The 14,680-nt window shown below is 72.6% G+C and carries 11 protein-coding genes, 2 tRNA genes and 1 pseudogene; 11 read left to right on the plus strand and 3 right to left on the minus strand.

The genetic code is table 11. The features are described from left to right. Nucleotides 1-9: 9 nt before the first annotated feature. The gene (locus AB0D48_RS01605) at nt 10-3,318 is read right to left on the minus strand and encodes a PAS domain-containing protein (RefSeq protein WP_362389609.1); all 3,309 of its coding nucleotides are present in this window, start codon (nt 3,316-3,318) and stop codon (nt 10-12) included. Nucleotides 3,319-3,437: 119 nt separating this feature from the next. Then, the gene (locus AB0D48_RS01610; protein ID WP_362389612.1) at nt 3,438-3,863 is read right to left on the minus strand and encodes an SSI family serine proteinase inhibitor; all 426 of its coding nucleotides are present in this window, start codon (nt 3,861-3,863) and stop codon (nt 3,438-3,440) included. A gap of 186 nt (nt 3,864-4,049) precedes the next feature. Between AB0D48_RS01610 and AB0D48_RS01615 the strand changes: the two genes are divergently transcribed. The 3 genes from AB0D48_RS01615 to AB0D48_RS01625 all read left to right on the plus strand — a co-directional run bounded on the left by AB0D48_RS01615 (nt 4,050) and on the right by AB0D48_RS01625 (nt 4,992). Beyond that, a tRNA-Ser gene (locus AB0D48_RS01615) sits at nt 4,050-4,140 on the plus strand. 218 nt (nt 4,141-4,358) lie between these two features. Further along, nucleotides 4,359-4,431, plus strand: a tRNA-Arg gene (locus AB0D48_RS01620). Between the two features lie 195 nt (nt 4,432-4,626). Then, nucleotides 4,627-4,992, plus strand: coding sequence for a PH domain-containing protein (locus AB0D48_RS01625; protein WP_362389614.1), 366 nt, complete (start codon nt 4,627-4,629; stop codon nt 4,990-4,992). 62 nt (nt 4,993-5,054) lie between these two features. Here AB0D48_RS01625 and AB0D48_RS01630 read toward each other — a convergent pair. After that, nucleotides 5,055-5,524: pseudogene (locus AB0D48_RS01630) on the minus strand (SMP-30/gluconolactonase/LRE family protein); the annotation flags it as partial. A gap of 107 nt (nt 5,525-5,631) precedes the next feature. Here AB0D48_RS01630 and AB0D48_RS01635 point away from each other — a divergent pair. The 8 genes from AB0D48_RS01635 to AB0D48_RS01670 all read left to right on the plus strand — a co-directional run bounded on the left by AB0D48_RS01635 (nt 5,632) and on the right by AB0D48_RS01670 (nt 14,632). Next, complete coding sequence (locus tag AB0D48_RS01635) at nt 5,632-6,066, plus strand: Lrp/AsnC family transcriptional regulator (protein WP_362389616.1); 435 nt, start codon at nt 5,632-5,634, stop codon at nt 6,064-6,066. Next, nucleotides 6,063-6,950 carry a DUF2797 domain-containing protein gene (locus tag AB0D48_RS01640; RefSeq protein WP_362389618.1) on the plus strand — a complete coding sequence of 296 codons (888 nt, stop codon included), beginning with the start codon at nt 6,063-6,065 and terminating at the stop codon, nt 6,948-6,950. The genes AB0D48_RS01635 and AB0D48_RS01640 overlap by 4 nt, the downstream gene beginning before the upstream one ends. Before the next feature lie 605 nt (nt 6,951-7,555). Continuing rightward, on the plus strand, nt 7,556-7,894 hold the full coding sequence (locus tag AB0D48_RS01645; RefSeq protein WP_362389620.1) for an antibiotic biosynthesis monooxygenase: 339 nt from the start codon (nt 7,556-7,558) through the stop codon (nt 7,892-7,894). Continuing rightward, complete coding sequence (locus AB0D48_RS01650) at nt 7,878-8,759, plus strand: amidohydrolase family protein (protein WP_362389622.1); 882 nt, start codon at nt 7,878-7,880, stop codon at nt 8,757-8,759. Before AB0D48_RS01645 ends, AB0D48_RS01650 begins: the two co-directional genes overlap by 17 nt. 69 nt (nt 8,760-8,828) lie before the next feature. Then, nucleotides 8,829-9,596 (plus strand): response regulator transcription factor, encoded by a 768-nt coding sequence (locus tag AB0D48_RS01655; RefSeq protein ID WP_362389624.1) that lies wholly within the window; start codon nt 8,829-8,831, stop codon nt 9,594-9,596. Continuing rightward, nucleotides 9,596-11,149 (plus strand): HAMP domain-containing sensor histidine kinase, encoded by a 1,554-nt coding sequence (locus AB0D48_RS01660; protein WP_362389626.1) that lies wholly within the window; start codon nt 9,596-9,598, stop codon nt 11,147-11,149. The genes AB0D48_RS01655 and AB0D48_RS01660 overlap by 1 nt, the downstream gene beginning before the upstream one ends. A 25-nt stretch (nt 11,150-11,174) precedes the next feature. Further along, a complete protein-coding gene (locus tag AB0D48_RS01665) occupies nt 11,175-12,443 on the plus strand; it encodes a bifunctional glycosyltransferase family 2/GtrA family protein (protein WP_362389628.1) in 1,269 nt (422 codons plus the stop codon). Beyond that, nucleotides 12,440-14,632 carry a glycosyltransferase family 39 protein gene (locus AB0D48_RS01670; RefSeq protein WP_362389630.1) on the plus strand — a complete coding sequence of 731 codons (2,193 nt, stop codon included), beginning with the start codon at nt 12,440-12,442 and terminating at the stop codon, nt 14,630-14,632. The genes AB0D48_RS01665 and AB0D48_RS01670 overlap by 4 nt, the downstream gene beginning before the upstream one ends. Nucleotides 14,633-14,680: the final 48 nt, after the last annotated feature.

Below are 14,680 nucleotides of genomic sequence, written 5' to 3' on the forward strand. Positions count from 1 at the left end.
CCAGGATCGCTAGTTGGTGCCGATCTTGGCCAGCAGGTCCACGATGCGGCCCTGTACGTCCGCCGTCGTGGCCCGCTCGGCGAGGAAGAGCACGCTCTCGCCCGAGGCCAGCCGCGGCAGTTCGGACGAGTCGATGCCGGCCGTCGTGTAGACGACCAGCGGGGTGCGATTCAGCTGCCCGTTGGCGCGCAGCCAGTCCACGATCCCGGCCCGCCTGCGGCGCACCTGCATCAGATCCATGACGACCAGGTTGGGCCGCATCCGCGTCGCGAGTTCCACGGCGTCGGTGTCGGCGCCCGCCCGGGCGACCTGGAGGCCACGCCGCTCCAGTGCGGCGGTCAGGGCGGTCGCGATCTCGTCGTGCTCCTCGATCAGCAGCACCCGCGAGGGGTGCTGCTCGCTGTCGCGCGGAGCGAGCGCCTTCAGCAGGACGGCCGGATCGGCGCCGTACGCCGCTTCGCGCGTGGCGTGCCCGAGACCGGCCGTGACCAGTACGGGCACCTCGGCCGCCACCGCGGCCTGGCGCAGGGACTGCAGGGCGGTACGGGTGATCGGCCCGGTCAGCGGGTCCACGAACAGGGCGGCGGGGAACGCGGCGATCTGCGCGTCCACCTCCTCGCGGGAGTGCACGACCACCGGGCGGTAGCCGCGGTCGCTGAGCGCCTGCTGGGTCTGCACGTCGGGTGCGGGCCACACCAGGAGCCGCCGCGGATTGTCCAGCGGTTCCGGCGGGAGCTCGTCGTCGACGGGCCGCGGCACGGGACGGTTGACGACCTCGACGGCGCCGCCGGGGCCGTCCAGAGGCTCGGGGCCCTCGTCGGAGCCCGCCTCGGGGGCTTCTATGGCAAATGCCCGGCCTTGGGGGGCGGGCTCGGCGAGTCGGCGCCGACGGCCGGAGCCGGAGCCGTTGGGGTCCACGGAGATGCCCTGTCCGAGTGTGCCGAGGGCCCGCACGCTGATCGGCTGCGCGGCCTGGCCCTCCGCCGGGGTCTCCTGCGGCTGCCTGGCGCCGGGCACCGCGACCTGGCCGGACGCCTCGTCGGCCTCGGGAGCGGTCCGGGCCGCCGGAACCGGCCATGCCGGGGTGGCGGGCAGCGCGCGACGCCGCCCGGTGGGATGTACGGGATCCCCTTCGGCCGCAGCCGACGGCGCGGCGGGGGCTTCGGTCTCGGCGGCGGGCGCGCTCAGCGTCCGGCGGCCACGCCGGCCGCCGGGGGCTTCGGCCTCGGCCTCACCGGGAGCGGCGGCCGAACCGGCCGTCGCGGGGGGCTGCGGAGCGGACGGGGCCGGGGGCGCCGGGGTCGGGCCGGCGGGCAGAGCGAAGCCGCCTTCGGGGGCGATGGGACGTGGGGGAACCTGGGCGGGAGCGGGCATCGGCCCGAGCCCGGTCGCCGGCACCGGGCCGCCGGTCTGCGCGGGCCCGGCCGCACCCAGCGCCCGCCGGCGTCCGGCGGGATGCTCCGTCAGCGGAACCGGTGGCACTGCGGGCACGGGCGGGAGCGCGGGCATGGCGGTGCCCTGCGGGGGCACGGGCTGCCCCGGGCCGTCCGCACCGCCTCCGCCGCTGCCGTCACCGTCGCGGCCACGACGCCGCCCGGTCCCGAGCCCCGCCGGATTCACCGGGGACTGCGCGAGCTCCGGACCCGTCTCGCCTTCGCCACCGGCCTCGCCCGCCCGCCGCCGCCCGGACGGCAGTGCCAGCGCGCCGCCCTCGGCGGCCCTGTCGGCGCCGGCCGTGCCGGAACCGTCCTCGTCCTCCAGGAAGGCATCCACCCCGCGCCGGGCCCGCCGTCCGCCGGAGACCCGGCCCGCGGCGCCCGTGTCGGCCGGGGGCTGCTCCGCCGGCTCGGGCAGGCTGACCGTCCCCGCGCCCGAGCCCAGGGGCAGCTCCAGCACGAACGCGCCGCCGGGCGCGCCCGGGACCTCCACCGTCTGCAGCACGCCTCCGTGCGCGGCCACGATCCCCCGGACGATCGGCTCGTGTACGGGGTCGCCGCCCTCGTACGGTCCGCGCACCTCGATCCGTACGACATCGCCGCGCTGGGCGGCCGCCACCACGATCGTCGAGTCGCTGTACCCACTGCCCTGCCGGGTCTTGCCGGTGGCGTCCACCCCGGCGACGTCCGCGATCAGGTGCGCGAGGGCGGTCGCGATCCGGCCCGCGTCCACCTCGGCCTCGATCGTCGGTGCATGGACGGCGAACTGTGCGCGGCCCGGGCCGATCAGCTCGACCGCGCCGTCGACACCGGCCGCGACCACGCCGTTGATCAGGATCTTCTTCTTCGTGAGCCGCTCGACCCCGGAGTCCAGACGCTGGAAGCCGAGCACGTTGTCCACGAGCGTGGTCATCCGGGAGTAGCCGGCGGCCAGATGGTGCAGCAGCTGATTGGCCTCGGGCCACAACTGACCCGCATCGTCGGCGGCCAGCGTGGCCAGCTCCCCGCGCAGCTCGTCCAGCGGGCCGCGCAGCGAGTCGCCGAGGACGGCCAGCAGCTGCGCGTGGCGCGCGGCGAGGGCGTCGTAGGGCCGCCGGTCGGTGAAGGTCATGACGGCGCCGACGAGCTGCTCCCCGTCCCGTACCGGCGAGGTGGTCAGGTCGACGGCGACGGGCTGGCCGGCCTTGTTCCACAGCACCTGCCCGCGCACGCGGTGCTTGCGTCCGCTGCGCAGGGTGTCGGCGAGCGGAGACTCCTCGAAGGGGAACGGGGAGCCGTCGGCGCGTGAGTGCAGGACCAGCTCGTGCAGTTCGCGGTTGCCGAGGTCGGTGGCGCGGTATCCGAGGATCTGGGCGGCCGCCGGGTTGACCAGCACCACTCGTCCGTCGGTGTCGGTGCCGACGACGCCCTCGGCGGCGGCCCGCAGGATCATCTCGGTCTGCCGCTGGGAGCGGGCCAGCTCGGCCTCGGTGTCCACGGTTTGCGAGAGGTCCCGTACGACGAGCATCAGCAGCTCGTCGCCGGTGTATGCGGGCTGCGGCTCGCGGTAGGCGTCGCGGCCGTCGAGATGGGCGCTGGTCACTTCGACGGGGAACTCGCTGCCGTCGGTGCGCCGCGCGATCATCCGCGTGGGCTTGGTCCGGCCGCCCTCGTCCTCACCGGGCCGGCGCATGGAGCCGGGGATCAGCTTGGAGTCGAACTCGGGCAGGAGATCGAGCACGCCGCGGCCGACGAGCCCGGTGCCCGGGCTCTCCATGACCTCGAGAGCGATCGAATTGGCGTTGACCACAGTGCCGTTGGCGTTGACGAGCAACAGCGCGTCCGGAAGAGCGTCGAGTATTGCTGCGAGGCGAGCAGCGCCTCGGGATGGCCTGCTGCTCACGACGAGCTTCCTCCCTGACCACAACTACCGGCATGTCACGGGAGGAGTCTAAGGCCACACTCCCCCGCCGGGGTGGACGATGTGTGGTGGATACCGCCCATCCCGCGCATCCTCCCAGGTCAGGAACGCCCAGGTGGAAGCAGAGGTTCCAACTCGTCCCAGCGGCTGATTTCGCATCCGTTCGTCCGGCGGAAGGCCGCGTCCACGCGCTGCCCGTGCCACGTCCCGGTGATCCGGGCGGTGGCCGGGCCCCCGTACTGCACGGAGCAGACCTCGTTCGGGGAGACGGGCGCGAAGGGGTCCTTCCCCTTCTTGGCGAGCTGGTCCAGCCGGGCACAGGACTGCTCCTTCCAGGGGTGGTCGCCGCCCACGGGGTCGCATTCGAGCTGGAACTCGCGGTCCAGCCGGCGGCTGCCGGTGTCGGCCATGGAGATGGTGAGGCGGTCGGGTGCCGTCAGCAGCCGGCCCAGCGGCAGCGGGGGCAGCGGCCCCGCAGCCGTGGCGGCCAGGGCGGAGGTGACGGCGAGGGCGGCGAGACGCAGCATGGGGCACTCCAGGTCGTCCGTACGTCGTACGCCTGCCCAACGACGGGGGGCCGCCGATGTTGCGTGCCGCGGAGGCTTTAAGGCTTTGCCCTCGGCCCGTCCCTCCTAGTACCGTGGGAGCGGATTGGTGAGGGGCCCTGCGCCTGTGTCATCATCTGCACGCACCCTCGTACGCGAGGGTGTGCTGGAGGCGTCGCCTAGTCCGGTCTATGGCGCCGCACTGCTAATGCGGTTTGGGCTTTACGGTCCATCGAGGGTTCAAATCCCTCCGCCTCCGCACCTCATCGAAGCCCCGGTCCTGACGGACCGGGGCTTCGATGCGTTCCGGGGCAATCCGGTCCGCTCCGACCTCTGTGCGAACCCATCCGGACGATCTTCATCCGGCTCGTTTTCGCAGGTCAGCAATGGTTTGGCTAATGGATTTCGCGTCCCGGCGAGGTCCATGTATTGTTGTTCTCGCAAGGCCAACGGGGCGCAAAACCCCGGGAAGCCCAAGCACTCGTAGCTTAACGGATAGAGCATCTGACTACGGATCAGAAGGTTGCAGGTTCGAATCCTGCCGAGTGCACAGCGAGGCAGAGGCCCTCAGGAGAAATCCTGAGGGCCTCTGTCGTATGTCCTGACGGGCGGGTCTCCTCCTTCGTGGGGAGGGGATACCCCGGGAGTAGTCGGGGGTGAGGTGGCTCTGGCGGGGGACGCGGGTTACGTCCGGGCCTCGGTACGGTTTCTGAAGATCGTTCGAACCGGAAAACGGGGGGCTCTCATGGGACTGTTCGGAAACGCGCACCGCGTCGACCCGGCGTCGGCGCAGCGGGACTACGGGCGACTGCTGGGGCAGGGCGAGCAGGTGCACGCCGCGTATCTGCTGATTCGGGACACGATCCTGTTCACCGACCGGCGGCTGGTGCTCGTCGACAAGCAGGGGCTGACCGGGAAGAAAGTGGAGTACCACTCCATCCCGTACCGGAGCATCACGCACTTCTCCGTGGAGACCGCCGGCCACTTCGATCTCGACGCCGAGCTCAAGATATGGATATCCGGGAGCTCGGCGCCGATCGAGAAGACCTTCACCAAGGGTGTCGACATCTACGAGGTGCAGGCGATCCTGACGCAGTTCGTCGCCCGGTAGCCGGGCACGCCACGGTCCTCAGAGGGCCCGGGGGAGGCCGGCCCCGGACATCACCAGGGAGTCTCACTGGGCTTGCGGTGGCCTGCGTAGTCGTTGGTGATGCCGGAGTCCGGGTGGGAGACCAGCTCGAGCGGTCCTAGCGGACCACCGGACCGTCGGGGCTGTTGAGCCGCTTTCCGTCGAAGAGGTCGGCGATGACGGTGATGCTGCCGTCGGGTTCTGTGCGGGTGACGTCGGCAGACCTGCTCACAGGTGATCAGGCGGCCTTCGTGGTCCAGGGTGTTGCCGCTGGAGTGTCCGGCCTGGGGGCGGAAGACGGAGACCGCGCCGGTCGCCTCGTCCCGGCTCAGCATCCGGTCCTGGGGATGTCGCTCCCCAGCAGTTGCCGTAAGGCCGGCAGACAAAGCGGGCCTTCCGCCCAGCGGCAGTCGTCGTAGAGCCGGTCCTGGCGCGCGTCGCCGTTGGCGCAGTGGCCGGTCGTGAAGCGGTCGTCCCGGATCTTGTACAAGGTGAGGTCGGCTATGTCCGAAATGATTCCCCGTGGGAGGGCATCGCCGAATTTTGTTCGGCTTGATGGCGAGATTGCAGGATCAGGTACCGTCTTCCCAAGATCCGACGGGTCCATGGGAGGAAGATCGAGTGGACGAGATCGACCGGGCGCTCGTTCTGCGCCTGCAGGAAGACGCCGGCCAGTCGTACGCTGCACTCGGCGCGGCCGTGGGGCTCTCGGCCGGGGCCACGCACGAACGCGTCCGTAAACTGCGCGAGCGCGGGGTGATCCGACGGACCACCGTCGAGGTCGACCCGGCTGCTGTCGGCAGTGGGGTGCTCGCTTACGTGATGGTTGACTCCAACGCCTGGATGGGGGAGTCCGCCGCCGCCTTCGCCGCGATTCCCGAGATCCAAGAGGCGCACATCATCGCGGGCAGCGCGTCCGTCATGGTGAAGGTGCGCACGGCCTCGACCCAGCAGTTGCAGGACGTCCTGCGGCGGCTCTACGCGATCGACGGGGTCAGCGGTACGCAGGCCACCGTCGTCCTGGAGACCTTCTTCGAGCGGCCGCTCCCGCTGTGAGCTGGTGGTGCACCGGGATCCGGTGGAGCGACGGCCGCCCCGCCATCGGCTGGTACGGGGAGGGGCGCGGCGAGCGGGCGAGCGTGCTCGCGTACGGGCAGCGGCTGGCCTTCGTGGCCCGGGCGGAGCGGCGTTGCCTCGGCGTGCGGCGGGCCGGGAAGCGGACGCCCTGCCCCACCGGCGCCCCCGTGCCGGGACGCGCCGGGACCGCGCAGTGTCCCGAATGCGCGCGCCTCGACAGGTCGTTCTCGGTCGCCGCCGACACGAATGCCGCCGATCCGCGGACCTACCGCGTCTACCTGGCGTGGTTCGGTCCCGGGATGGTCAAGGTCGGCATCACCGCCGAGGAGCGCGGCGCGGTCAGGCTGCTGGAGCAGGGGGCCGTGGCCTGGGCCTGGCTGGGGCGAGGACCGCTCATGGCCACGCGGCGCACCGAGGAGCTGCTGCGGGCGGCCCTCGGGGTGCCCGACCGGATCGCGTACGCGCGTAAGCGCGCCGTACGGGCGCACCTGCCGGCCGCGCCCGACCGGGCCCGGGAAGTCGCCGCGCTGCATGCCCGGGCCGCCACACTGCCCGGGTGGCCGGAGTCGCTGGAGCGCGTGGAGTGCGAAGTAACCGACCACGCAGGACCGTTCGGGCTAAGCGGGCTGCCCGCGCCCGCGCGGGTGATCACCGAGATGGTGCCCGGCGGGGCAGTCGTGGGTCGGCTGGCGGGCGCGGCCGGCCCCGATCTACACCTCGCGGACGGGCTGGTGGTGGACACCCGGCTGCTCGCCGGGTGGGAACTCGTCGCCCCGGGGGACGAGGCCGTGACGACCGTGCCGGTGGCGGTGATCCCACCCGTGGCCGGGCAGCCGCCCGCCGAGCAGGTCGGGCTGTTCTGAGGAGCCTCACCTGGGACAGGACCGCCGGTCTCGGTCCGGGGCCCGGCCGGGCAGGGCAGGGGGCAAGGCCGATCGGGCAGGGCAGCACCGATCGGGCCGGGCAAGGCAAGTCCTGAGCGGGCAGGGCCCAGCAGGCAGGGGCGAGCGGGCCGGGCCGAGCAGGGCAAGGTGGGCCGGGCAGGGGGACGGACGGTAGGGCCGGGCCGGGCAAGTCTGAGCGGGCAGGGCCCAGCAGGGCAGGGCGACGGACGGTAGGGCCGGGCCGGGCAAGTCTGAGCGGGCAGGGCCCAGCAGGGCAGGGCGACCGGGCCGGGCAGCGCTGAGCAGGGCCGAGCCGGGTAGGGCCTCGCGGTGGTTACCCGCGCACTGTCGTTCTTTGTGTCGAGGCCATCCAGCGGGCAGGGCGGGCCGGTCGGGCAGGGGGACGGACGGTAGGACCGGGCCGGGCAAGGCAAGTCTGAGCGGGCAGGCCCAGCAGGGCAGGGGCGGGCGGGCTGAGCAGGGCCGGGCGGGCGGGTTGGGCATGGTCAAAACTTGGATCCCTTTGGGCTTCCGGGGCCGATTCCGGTGGACATGCCAGGGGCGCGCCGACGAGGGTGGTGGGCATGAGCATCCAGCCGGTACCGGCCTTCGAACCGCCTTATGTCATGGCCGTTTTCAGCAATATCCGCTGCTCCGATGACAGCGGATACCCGGAGACCCTCGCCCGGATGAACGAGATCGTCGCGGAGAATCCCGGCTTCCTCGGTTACGAGTCCGCCCGCACCCCGGGAGGTCTCGGTATCACCGTCGCCTACTTCCGTGACCACGAGTCCCTCGCCGCTTGGCGGGAGGACCTGGAGCACCAGGCGGCCATGAAGCAGGGCCGAGAGGACTGGTACGAGCGCTACACCCTGCACGTCGCGACCGTCGAGCGGAGCCACGGCTTTGCCCGCAACGGCTGAGGCGGTCCGTGCCTTCCGGGAGCGGCTCGGGCTGCCCGGCCTGGTGGACGTCCACACTCACTTCATGCCCGCGCGGGTCCTGGACAAGGTCTGGGACTACTTCGACGCGATCGGCCCGCTGACGGCTGTCGAGTGGCCCATCACCTACCGGCACGAGGAGGAGCAGCGCGTCGCGCTCCTGAGGGAGTTCGGGGTCCGGGCCTTCACCGCCATGCTCTACCCGCACAAGCCGGAGATGGCAGCCTGGCTCAACGCCTGGTCCGCCGACTTCGCCGCCCGGACCCCTGACTGCCTGCACACCGCGACCTTCTTCCCGGAGGAGGGCGTGACCGCGTATGTCGGCCGGGCCCTCGAAGGCGGGGCCCGCGTCTTCAAGTCGCACCTCCAGGTCGGTGGCTACGACCCGAACGACGACCGGCTCGACCCCGTCTGGGGGCTGCTCGCCGAGGCAGGTGTCCCGACCGTGATCCACTGCGGGTCCGGGCCGGCCCCGGGCAAGCACACCGGGCCCGAGCCGATCGCCCGGCTGCTGGCCCGCCACCCACGGCTGCCGTTGATCGTCGCCCACATGGGCATGCCCGAGTACGCCGACTTCCTCGACCTCGCAGGCCGGTACGCGGAGGTGCGCCTCGACACCACGATGGCGTTCACCGACTTCTCCGAGCGGATCAGCGGCTTCCCGCCCGGGGACCTCGGGCGGCTCGCCGACCTGAGCGACCGGATCCTGCTGGGCACGGACTTCCCGAACATCCCCTACCCCTACGAGCATCAGCTCGTCGCCCTCGAACGGCTCGGCCTCGGCGACGACTGGCTGCGCGCCGTCTGCCACGACAACGGAGCGCGACTGTTCCGGCTCGACGGCTGACCGGCGTTTCTCAGGAAATTCACAGGTAGGGACAAGAACGCTCTCAGAGGCGCCGGACAGCGTGGTCGTATGACTGCGACGACCACCTCCCACGCGTCCACGTCCACGAGCAACCCCATGGCCCTGGTGCGGCCCGACGGCGGAGCCTGCCGGGTCCTCGTCGTCGACGACGAGGCCTCACTCTCCGAGCTGCTGTCCATGGCCCTGCGCTACGAGGGCTGCGAGGTCCGCAGCGCCGGTGACGGGGCCGGCGCGGTCCGGGCGGCGCGCGAGTTCCGGCCGGACGTCGTCGTCCTCGACATCATGCTCCCCGACATGGACGGGCTCGCCGTCCTGGGGCAGCTGCGCCGGGAGATCCCCCAGGTCCCCGTGCTCTTCCTGACCGCCAAGGACTCCGTGGAGGACCGCATCGCGGGCCTGACGGCGGGCGGCGACGACTACGTCACCAAGCCGTTCAGCCTGGAAGAGGTCGTGGCCCGGCTGCGCGGCCTGGTCCGCCGCTCGGGCGCGGCCCAGGCCGCGCGCGGCGGCTCGGTGCTCGCAGTCGGCGACCTGCGCCTCGACGAGGACAGCCACGAGGTGGTGCGCGGCGGCCGGGAGATCCACCTGACCGCTACCGAGTTCGAGCTGCTGCGCTACCTCATGCGCAATCCGCGTCGCGTACTGAGCAAGGCGCAGATCCTGGACCGAGTGTGGTCCTACGACTTCGGCGGCCAGGCCAATGTGGTCGAGCTGTACATCTCCTACCTGCGGCGGAAGCTGGAGAGCGGCCCGGGGATGGCGCCGATGATCCACACCCGGCGAGGTGCCGGCTACCTGATCAAGCCGGCGGAGTAGTGGCCTTCCGCCTGAAGCGGCCGCGCCGCCCCTGGTCCCTGCGGACCCGGCTCGTCGTCTCGGCGGTGGCACTGATCGCCGTGGTGGGCGCGGCCATCGGGGCCGTCACCACCCTTGCCCTGCGCTCGTACCTTGTCGACAAGCTCGACGAGCAGCTGCGGATCTCCGTCGACATGGCCGCCTCGCCTCCCGGCATGCAGAAGGCGATCAGGGAGGGGAAGTCGGTCCTGGGGCCCGGCACCCCGCTGGGCGCCGTCGGATTCCGTGCCGACTCCGACGGCAAGGTGTTCGGGGCCGACCGCAACGTGCGCGTCGAAGACCCCGAGCCCAGTAAGGGCCAGGCCCTCACCGAGGCCCAGACCGCCGTCCTCGCCCAGGCCGCGCGCACGGCCGGGCAGGGCCGCGGCACACCCATGAACCTGAGCCTGCCGGGACTCGGGGCGTACAGGGTGCAGTCCGCGCCCGATGGAAGCCTCGTCCTGGGCTTCCCGCTCCACGAGGTCGACTCCACCGTGAACACCCTGATCGCGGTGGAGGTCTGCGTCACCCTCGCCGGGCTGATCGCGGCCTCCCTCGCCGGGCAGGCACTGGTCGGGGTCGCCCTGCGCCCGCTGCGCCGGGTGGCCGCCACCGCCACCCGGGTCTCCGAACTTCCCCTGCACAGGGGCGAGCCCGCGCTCCACGAGCGGGTCCGGGATGCCGAGGCCGACCCCCGCACCGAGGTGGGTCAGGTCGGCGCGGCCCTCAACCGGATGCTGGGCCACGTCTCCTCCGCGCTCACGGCCCGCCAGCAGAGCGAGATGCGGGTCCGGCAATTCGTCGCCGACGCCAGCCACGAACTGCGCACCCCGCTGGCCTCCATCCGCGGTTACGCCGAACTGACCCGCCGCGGGCGGGAGGAGCCGGGTCCCGACACCCGGCACGCCCTGGGCCGGATCGAGTCGGAGGCGACCCGTATGACGGGCCTGGTCGAGGATCTGCTGCTGCTGGCCCGGCTCGACGCGGGCCGCCCCCTTTCCACCGGCGACACCGACACCGACCTGGCCCCGCTCGTCGTCGACGCCGTCAGCGACGCCCGGGCCGCCGGCCCCGAGCACCACTGGCGGCTGCGCCTGCCCGACGAACCCGCGCCCTTTTGCGGCGACCCGGCCCGTATTCAGCAGGTCCTGGTCAACCTCCTGGCCAACGCCCGCACCCACACCCCGCCCGGCACCACCGTCACCGCGCATGTTTCACGTGAAACATCCGCCGTCCGGCTACGGATCGAGGACGACGGGCCCGGCATCCCGCCCGACCTGCTCCCCCACGTCTTCGAGCGCTTCGCCCGCGGCGACGCCTCCCGTTCCCGGGCGGCGGGCTCCACCGGACTGGGGCTCGCCATCGTCCAGGCCGTGGTCGCCGCGCACGGCGGACGGGTCAGCGTGCGCAGCGAGCCCGGACGGACCTGCTTCGAGGTCCTGCTGCCCCAGCCGCAGACCGACGCGCAGGCGTCCTCACGGACGGACCCACAGACGGACTCACAGACGGGGCACAGGCTCATCACACAGCGGTGACAGGCCCCCCGGCGAGTGTCGGTACATGCCAATCGACGCCTCTCCCGGGGCCCTTCCGGCACGGGCTCCCCTCGCCCCCCTGCCCGGCGAGCCCGTCCTCGACGTGGTGATCCCGGTCTTCAACGAGGAGAAAGACCTCGGACCGTGCGTGCGCCGGCTGCACGAGCACCTCACCCGCACCTTCCCCTATCCCTTCCGGATCACCGTCGCCGACAACGCGAGCACCGACCGCACCCCCGAGGTCGCACGCGAGCTCGCCGCAGCCCTGGACGGCGTACGCAGCACCCGGCTGGAGGAGAAGGGCCGGGGCAGGGCCCTGCGCACCGTCTGGTCCGGCTCCGACGCACCGGTCCTGGCGTACATGGACGTGGACCTCTCCACCGACCTCAACGCCCTGCTGCCCCTGGTCGCCCCACTGATCTCCGGCCACTCCGATCTCGCCATCGGCACCCGCCTCGCCCGGTCCTCCCGGGTGGTACGGGGAGCGAAGCGGGAGTTCGTCTCCCGCGCCTACAACCTCCTCCTGCGTTCCTCGCTCGCCGCCCGCTTCAGCGACGCCCAATGCGGGTTCAAGGCCATCCGGCGGGAGGTCGCCGAGCGTCTGCTGCCCCTGGTGCAGGACACCGGCTGGTTCTTCGACACCGAAATGCTCGTGCTCGCCGAGCGGGCCGGGCTGCGGATCCACGAGGTGCCGGTGGACTGGGTCGACGACCCCGACTCCACCGTCCACATCGTGAAGACCGCCACCGAGGACCTCAAGGGCGTCTGGCGGGTGGGCCGGGCGCTGGCCGTCGGCGCGCTCCCGCTCGACAGGCTCGCCCGCCCCTTCGGCGACGACCCGCGGGACCGCACGGCGCTGCCCGGCGTGGACGGCGGGCTGGCCCGCCAGCTCCTCGGCTTCTGCGCCGTCGGGGCCCTGTCGACCCTGCTCTACCTGCTGCTGTACTCCGCCTTCCGCACCGGAGCGGGTCCGCAGGTCGCCAATGGCGCCGCCCTGCTGCTCTCCGCCGTTGCCAACACCGCCGCCAACCGCCGCCTCACCTTCGGCGTGCGCGGCCGGGACCGGGCGGTGCGCCACCAGGCCCAGGGGCTGGTGGTGTTCGCCATCGGGCTCGCTCTGACCAGCGGCTCCCTCGCCGCCCTCGATGCGGCCGCGGCCGCACCCGCGCACAGCACCGAACTGGCCGTCCTGATCACCGCAAACCTCGCGGCCACCGTGCTGCGGTTCCTGCTCTTCCGCGCCTGGGTCTTCCCCGAGCGGCGCGACACTCCTGTGAAGGACGACATCCGATGACCACCGCAGCGACTCCGCTCTTCCCGGTCCCCGAGTCCCGGGCGCGCACCAGCCGGCACGCCACCGACCGGCCCCTCTGGGAACGGCCCGCTCTCGCCGGGCTGCTGATCGCCACGGCCGTCCTGCTGCTCTGGGACCTGGGGTCTTCCGGGTACGCCAACTCCTTCTACTCCGCCGCCGTACAGGCGGGCAGCGAGAGCTGGAAGGCCTTCTTCTTCGGCTCCTCCGACGCCGGCAACTCCATCACCGTCGACAAGCCCCCGGCCGCCCTGTGGCCGATGATGCTGTCGGTCCGGCTGTTCGGGCTCGGCTCCTGGCAGGTCCTCGTCCCGCAGGCCCTGATGGGCGTTGCGACGACCGGTGTGCTGTATGCCGCCGTGCGGCGCCAGTTCGGGCCGGGGGCCGCGCTGCTGAGCGGCGCAGTCTTCGCCCTCACGCCCGTCGCCGCGCTGATGTTCCGCTTCAACAACCCCGATGCGCTGCTGACCCTGCTGCTCACGCTCACCGTGTACTGCGTCCTGCGCGCCCTCGACGGGGCACGCACCGACTGGCTGCTCTGGGCCGGTGTCGCGGTCGGCTTCGCCTTCCTCACGAAGACCCTCCAGGCCTTCGTCATCCTGCCGCCGCTCGCCGTGCTGTACGCCGTCTGCGCGCCCACCCGGCTGCGCAGGCGGCTGGGACAGCTCTTGCTCGCCGGGCTCGCGATGGTGGTGGGCGGCGGCTGGTGGGTGGCCGTCGTCGAACTGTGGCCCGCCTCCTCCCGCCCCTACATCGGCGGCTCGCAGAACAACTCCTTCCTGGAACTCACCCTCGGCTACAACGGCCTGGGGCGGATCAACGGCAACGAGACGGGTAGCGTCGGCGGTGGCGGACGCGCCGGCGGCGGTGGAGGCGGCTGGGGTGAGACGGGCATCGACCGGCTCTTCTCCGCCAATATCGGCGGTCAGATCTCCTGGCTGCTGCCCGCCGCCCTGGTCCTGCTCGTGGCCGGACTGGTGGTCATCTGGCGGGCGCGCCGGGCCACCGACTCGCTGGAGGGCATGGCACGTGCGGCCTTCCTCGCCTGGGGCGGTTCGCTGCTGATCACCGCGGTCGTCTTCAGCTACATGCAGGGCATCTTCCACGAGTACTACACCGTGGCGCTGGCGCCGTTCGTGGCCGCGCTGATCGGCATGGGCGTCGCCGTGCTGTGGGAGGAGCGGGGCTCCCGGGCCGCGCTGTTCACCCTGTCCGGGACGCTCGCCCTGACCGCCGTCTGGTCGTACGTCCTGCTCGGTCGCGCCACCGGCTATCTCCCGTGGCTGCGCTGGGTGGTCCTGGTGGGCGGTCTGCTCGCCGCGGCCGCGCTGCCGTTCGTCGTGCGGGCGGGACGCCGGGTGCTGCAGGCCACGGCCGCGCTGGGGCTGGCGGCGGCGCTGGCGGGCCCGTTCGCGTACTGCCTGACCACCGTGGACACCGGGCACGCCGGCTCGATCGTGACCGCCGGACCGGCGGTGGCGGGAGGCCGGGGCGGACCCGGCGGCATGATGCGGGGTCCCGGCGCTGCCGGTGAGGTGCCGCTGGGCGGCCCCGGTGGCGCGCAGCAGGGCGGCCCGCAGGGCGGCAACATCCCGCCGCAGGGCGGCATGCCGCCGGGCCGGGGCGGTCAGGGCGGCCAGGGCGTTGCGGGAGTCCCCGGCGGTGCGGGAGTCCCGGGCGGTCAGGCCGGGCGCGGCATGGAGCGCGCCGGTGGTGGCCAGGGCGGACCCGGCGGCCTGCTGGGCGGCACCCGGGTCGGCGCCGAGGCCAAGGCGGCCCTGCGGGCCGACGCCGGAAAGTACACCTGGGCGGCGGCCGCCGTCGGCTCCCAGAACGCGGCGAGCTACCAACTGGCCTCCGGCGTGCCCGTGATGCCCATCGGCGGCTTCAACGGCAGTGACCCCTCGCCCACCCTGGAGCAGTTCAAGCAGTACGTGAAGGACGGCCGGATCCACTGGTTCATCAGCCAGGGAGGCGGCGAGGGAGGCATTCAGGGCGGAGGCCCGGGAGGCGGCCAGGGCGGAGCATCCTCCGAGAGCGCCGACGGGATGCGGCAGGGCGGCCCGGCCGGCGGAACCAGCAGTGCCATCGAAAGCTGGGTGAAGGCCACGTTCAAGGCGTCCACGCTGGGCGGAGCCACCGTCTACGACCTCACGGCTCCCACGTCCTGACCCGGCGTCGCACGCGCCGGGCGGCACGTCCTGATCCGGCCGGACCGG

It is taken from the genome of Streptomyces sp. NPDC048269 (assembly GCF_040652395.1).
Taxonomy (GTDB): domain Bacteria; phylum Actinomycetota; class Actinomycetes; order Streptomycetales; family Streptomycetaceae; genus Streptomyces.

What these genes read in the sequence shown, in the direction of transcription:
- AB0D48_RS01610 (WP_362389612.1), bottom strand. Translation starts at nt 3,863, where the DNA reads ATGCTGCGTCTCGCCGCCCTCGCCGTCACCTCCGCCCTGGCCGCCACG.
- AB0D48_RS01625 (WP_362389614.1), top strand. Translation starts at nt 4,627, where the DNA reads ATGGGACTGTTCGGAAACGCGCACCGCGTCGACCCGGCGTCGGCGCAG.
- AB0D48_RS01645 (WP_362389620.1), top strand. Translation starts at nt 7,556, where the DNA reads ATGAGCATCCAGCCGGTACCGGCCTTCGAACCGCCTTATGTCATGGCC.
- AB0D48_RS01655 (WP_362389624.1), top strand. Translation starts at nt 8,829, where the DNA reads ATGACTGCGACGACCACCTCCCACGCGTCCACGTCCACGAGCAACCCC.
- AB0D48_RS01665 (WP_362389628.1), top strand. Translation starts at nt 11,175, where the DNA reads ATGCCAATCGACGCCTCTCCCGGGGCCCTTCCGGCACGGGCTCCCCTC.
- AB0D48_RS01670 (WP_362389630.1), top strand. Translation starts at nt 12,440, where the DNA reads ATGACCACCGCAGCGACTCCGCTCTTCCCGGTCCCCGAGTCCCGGGCG.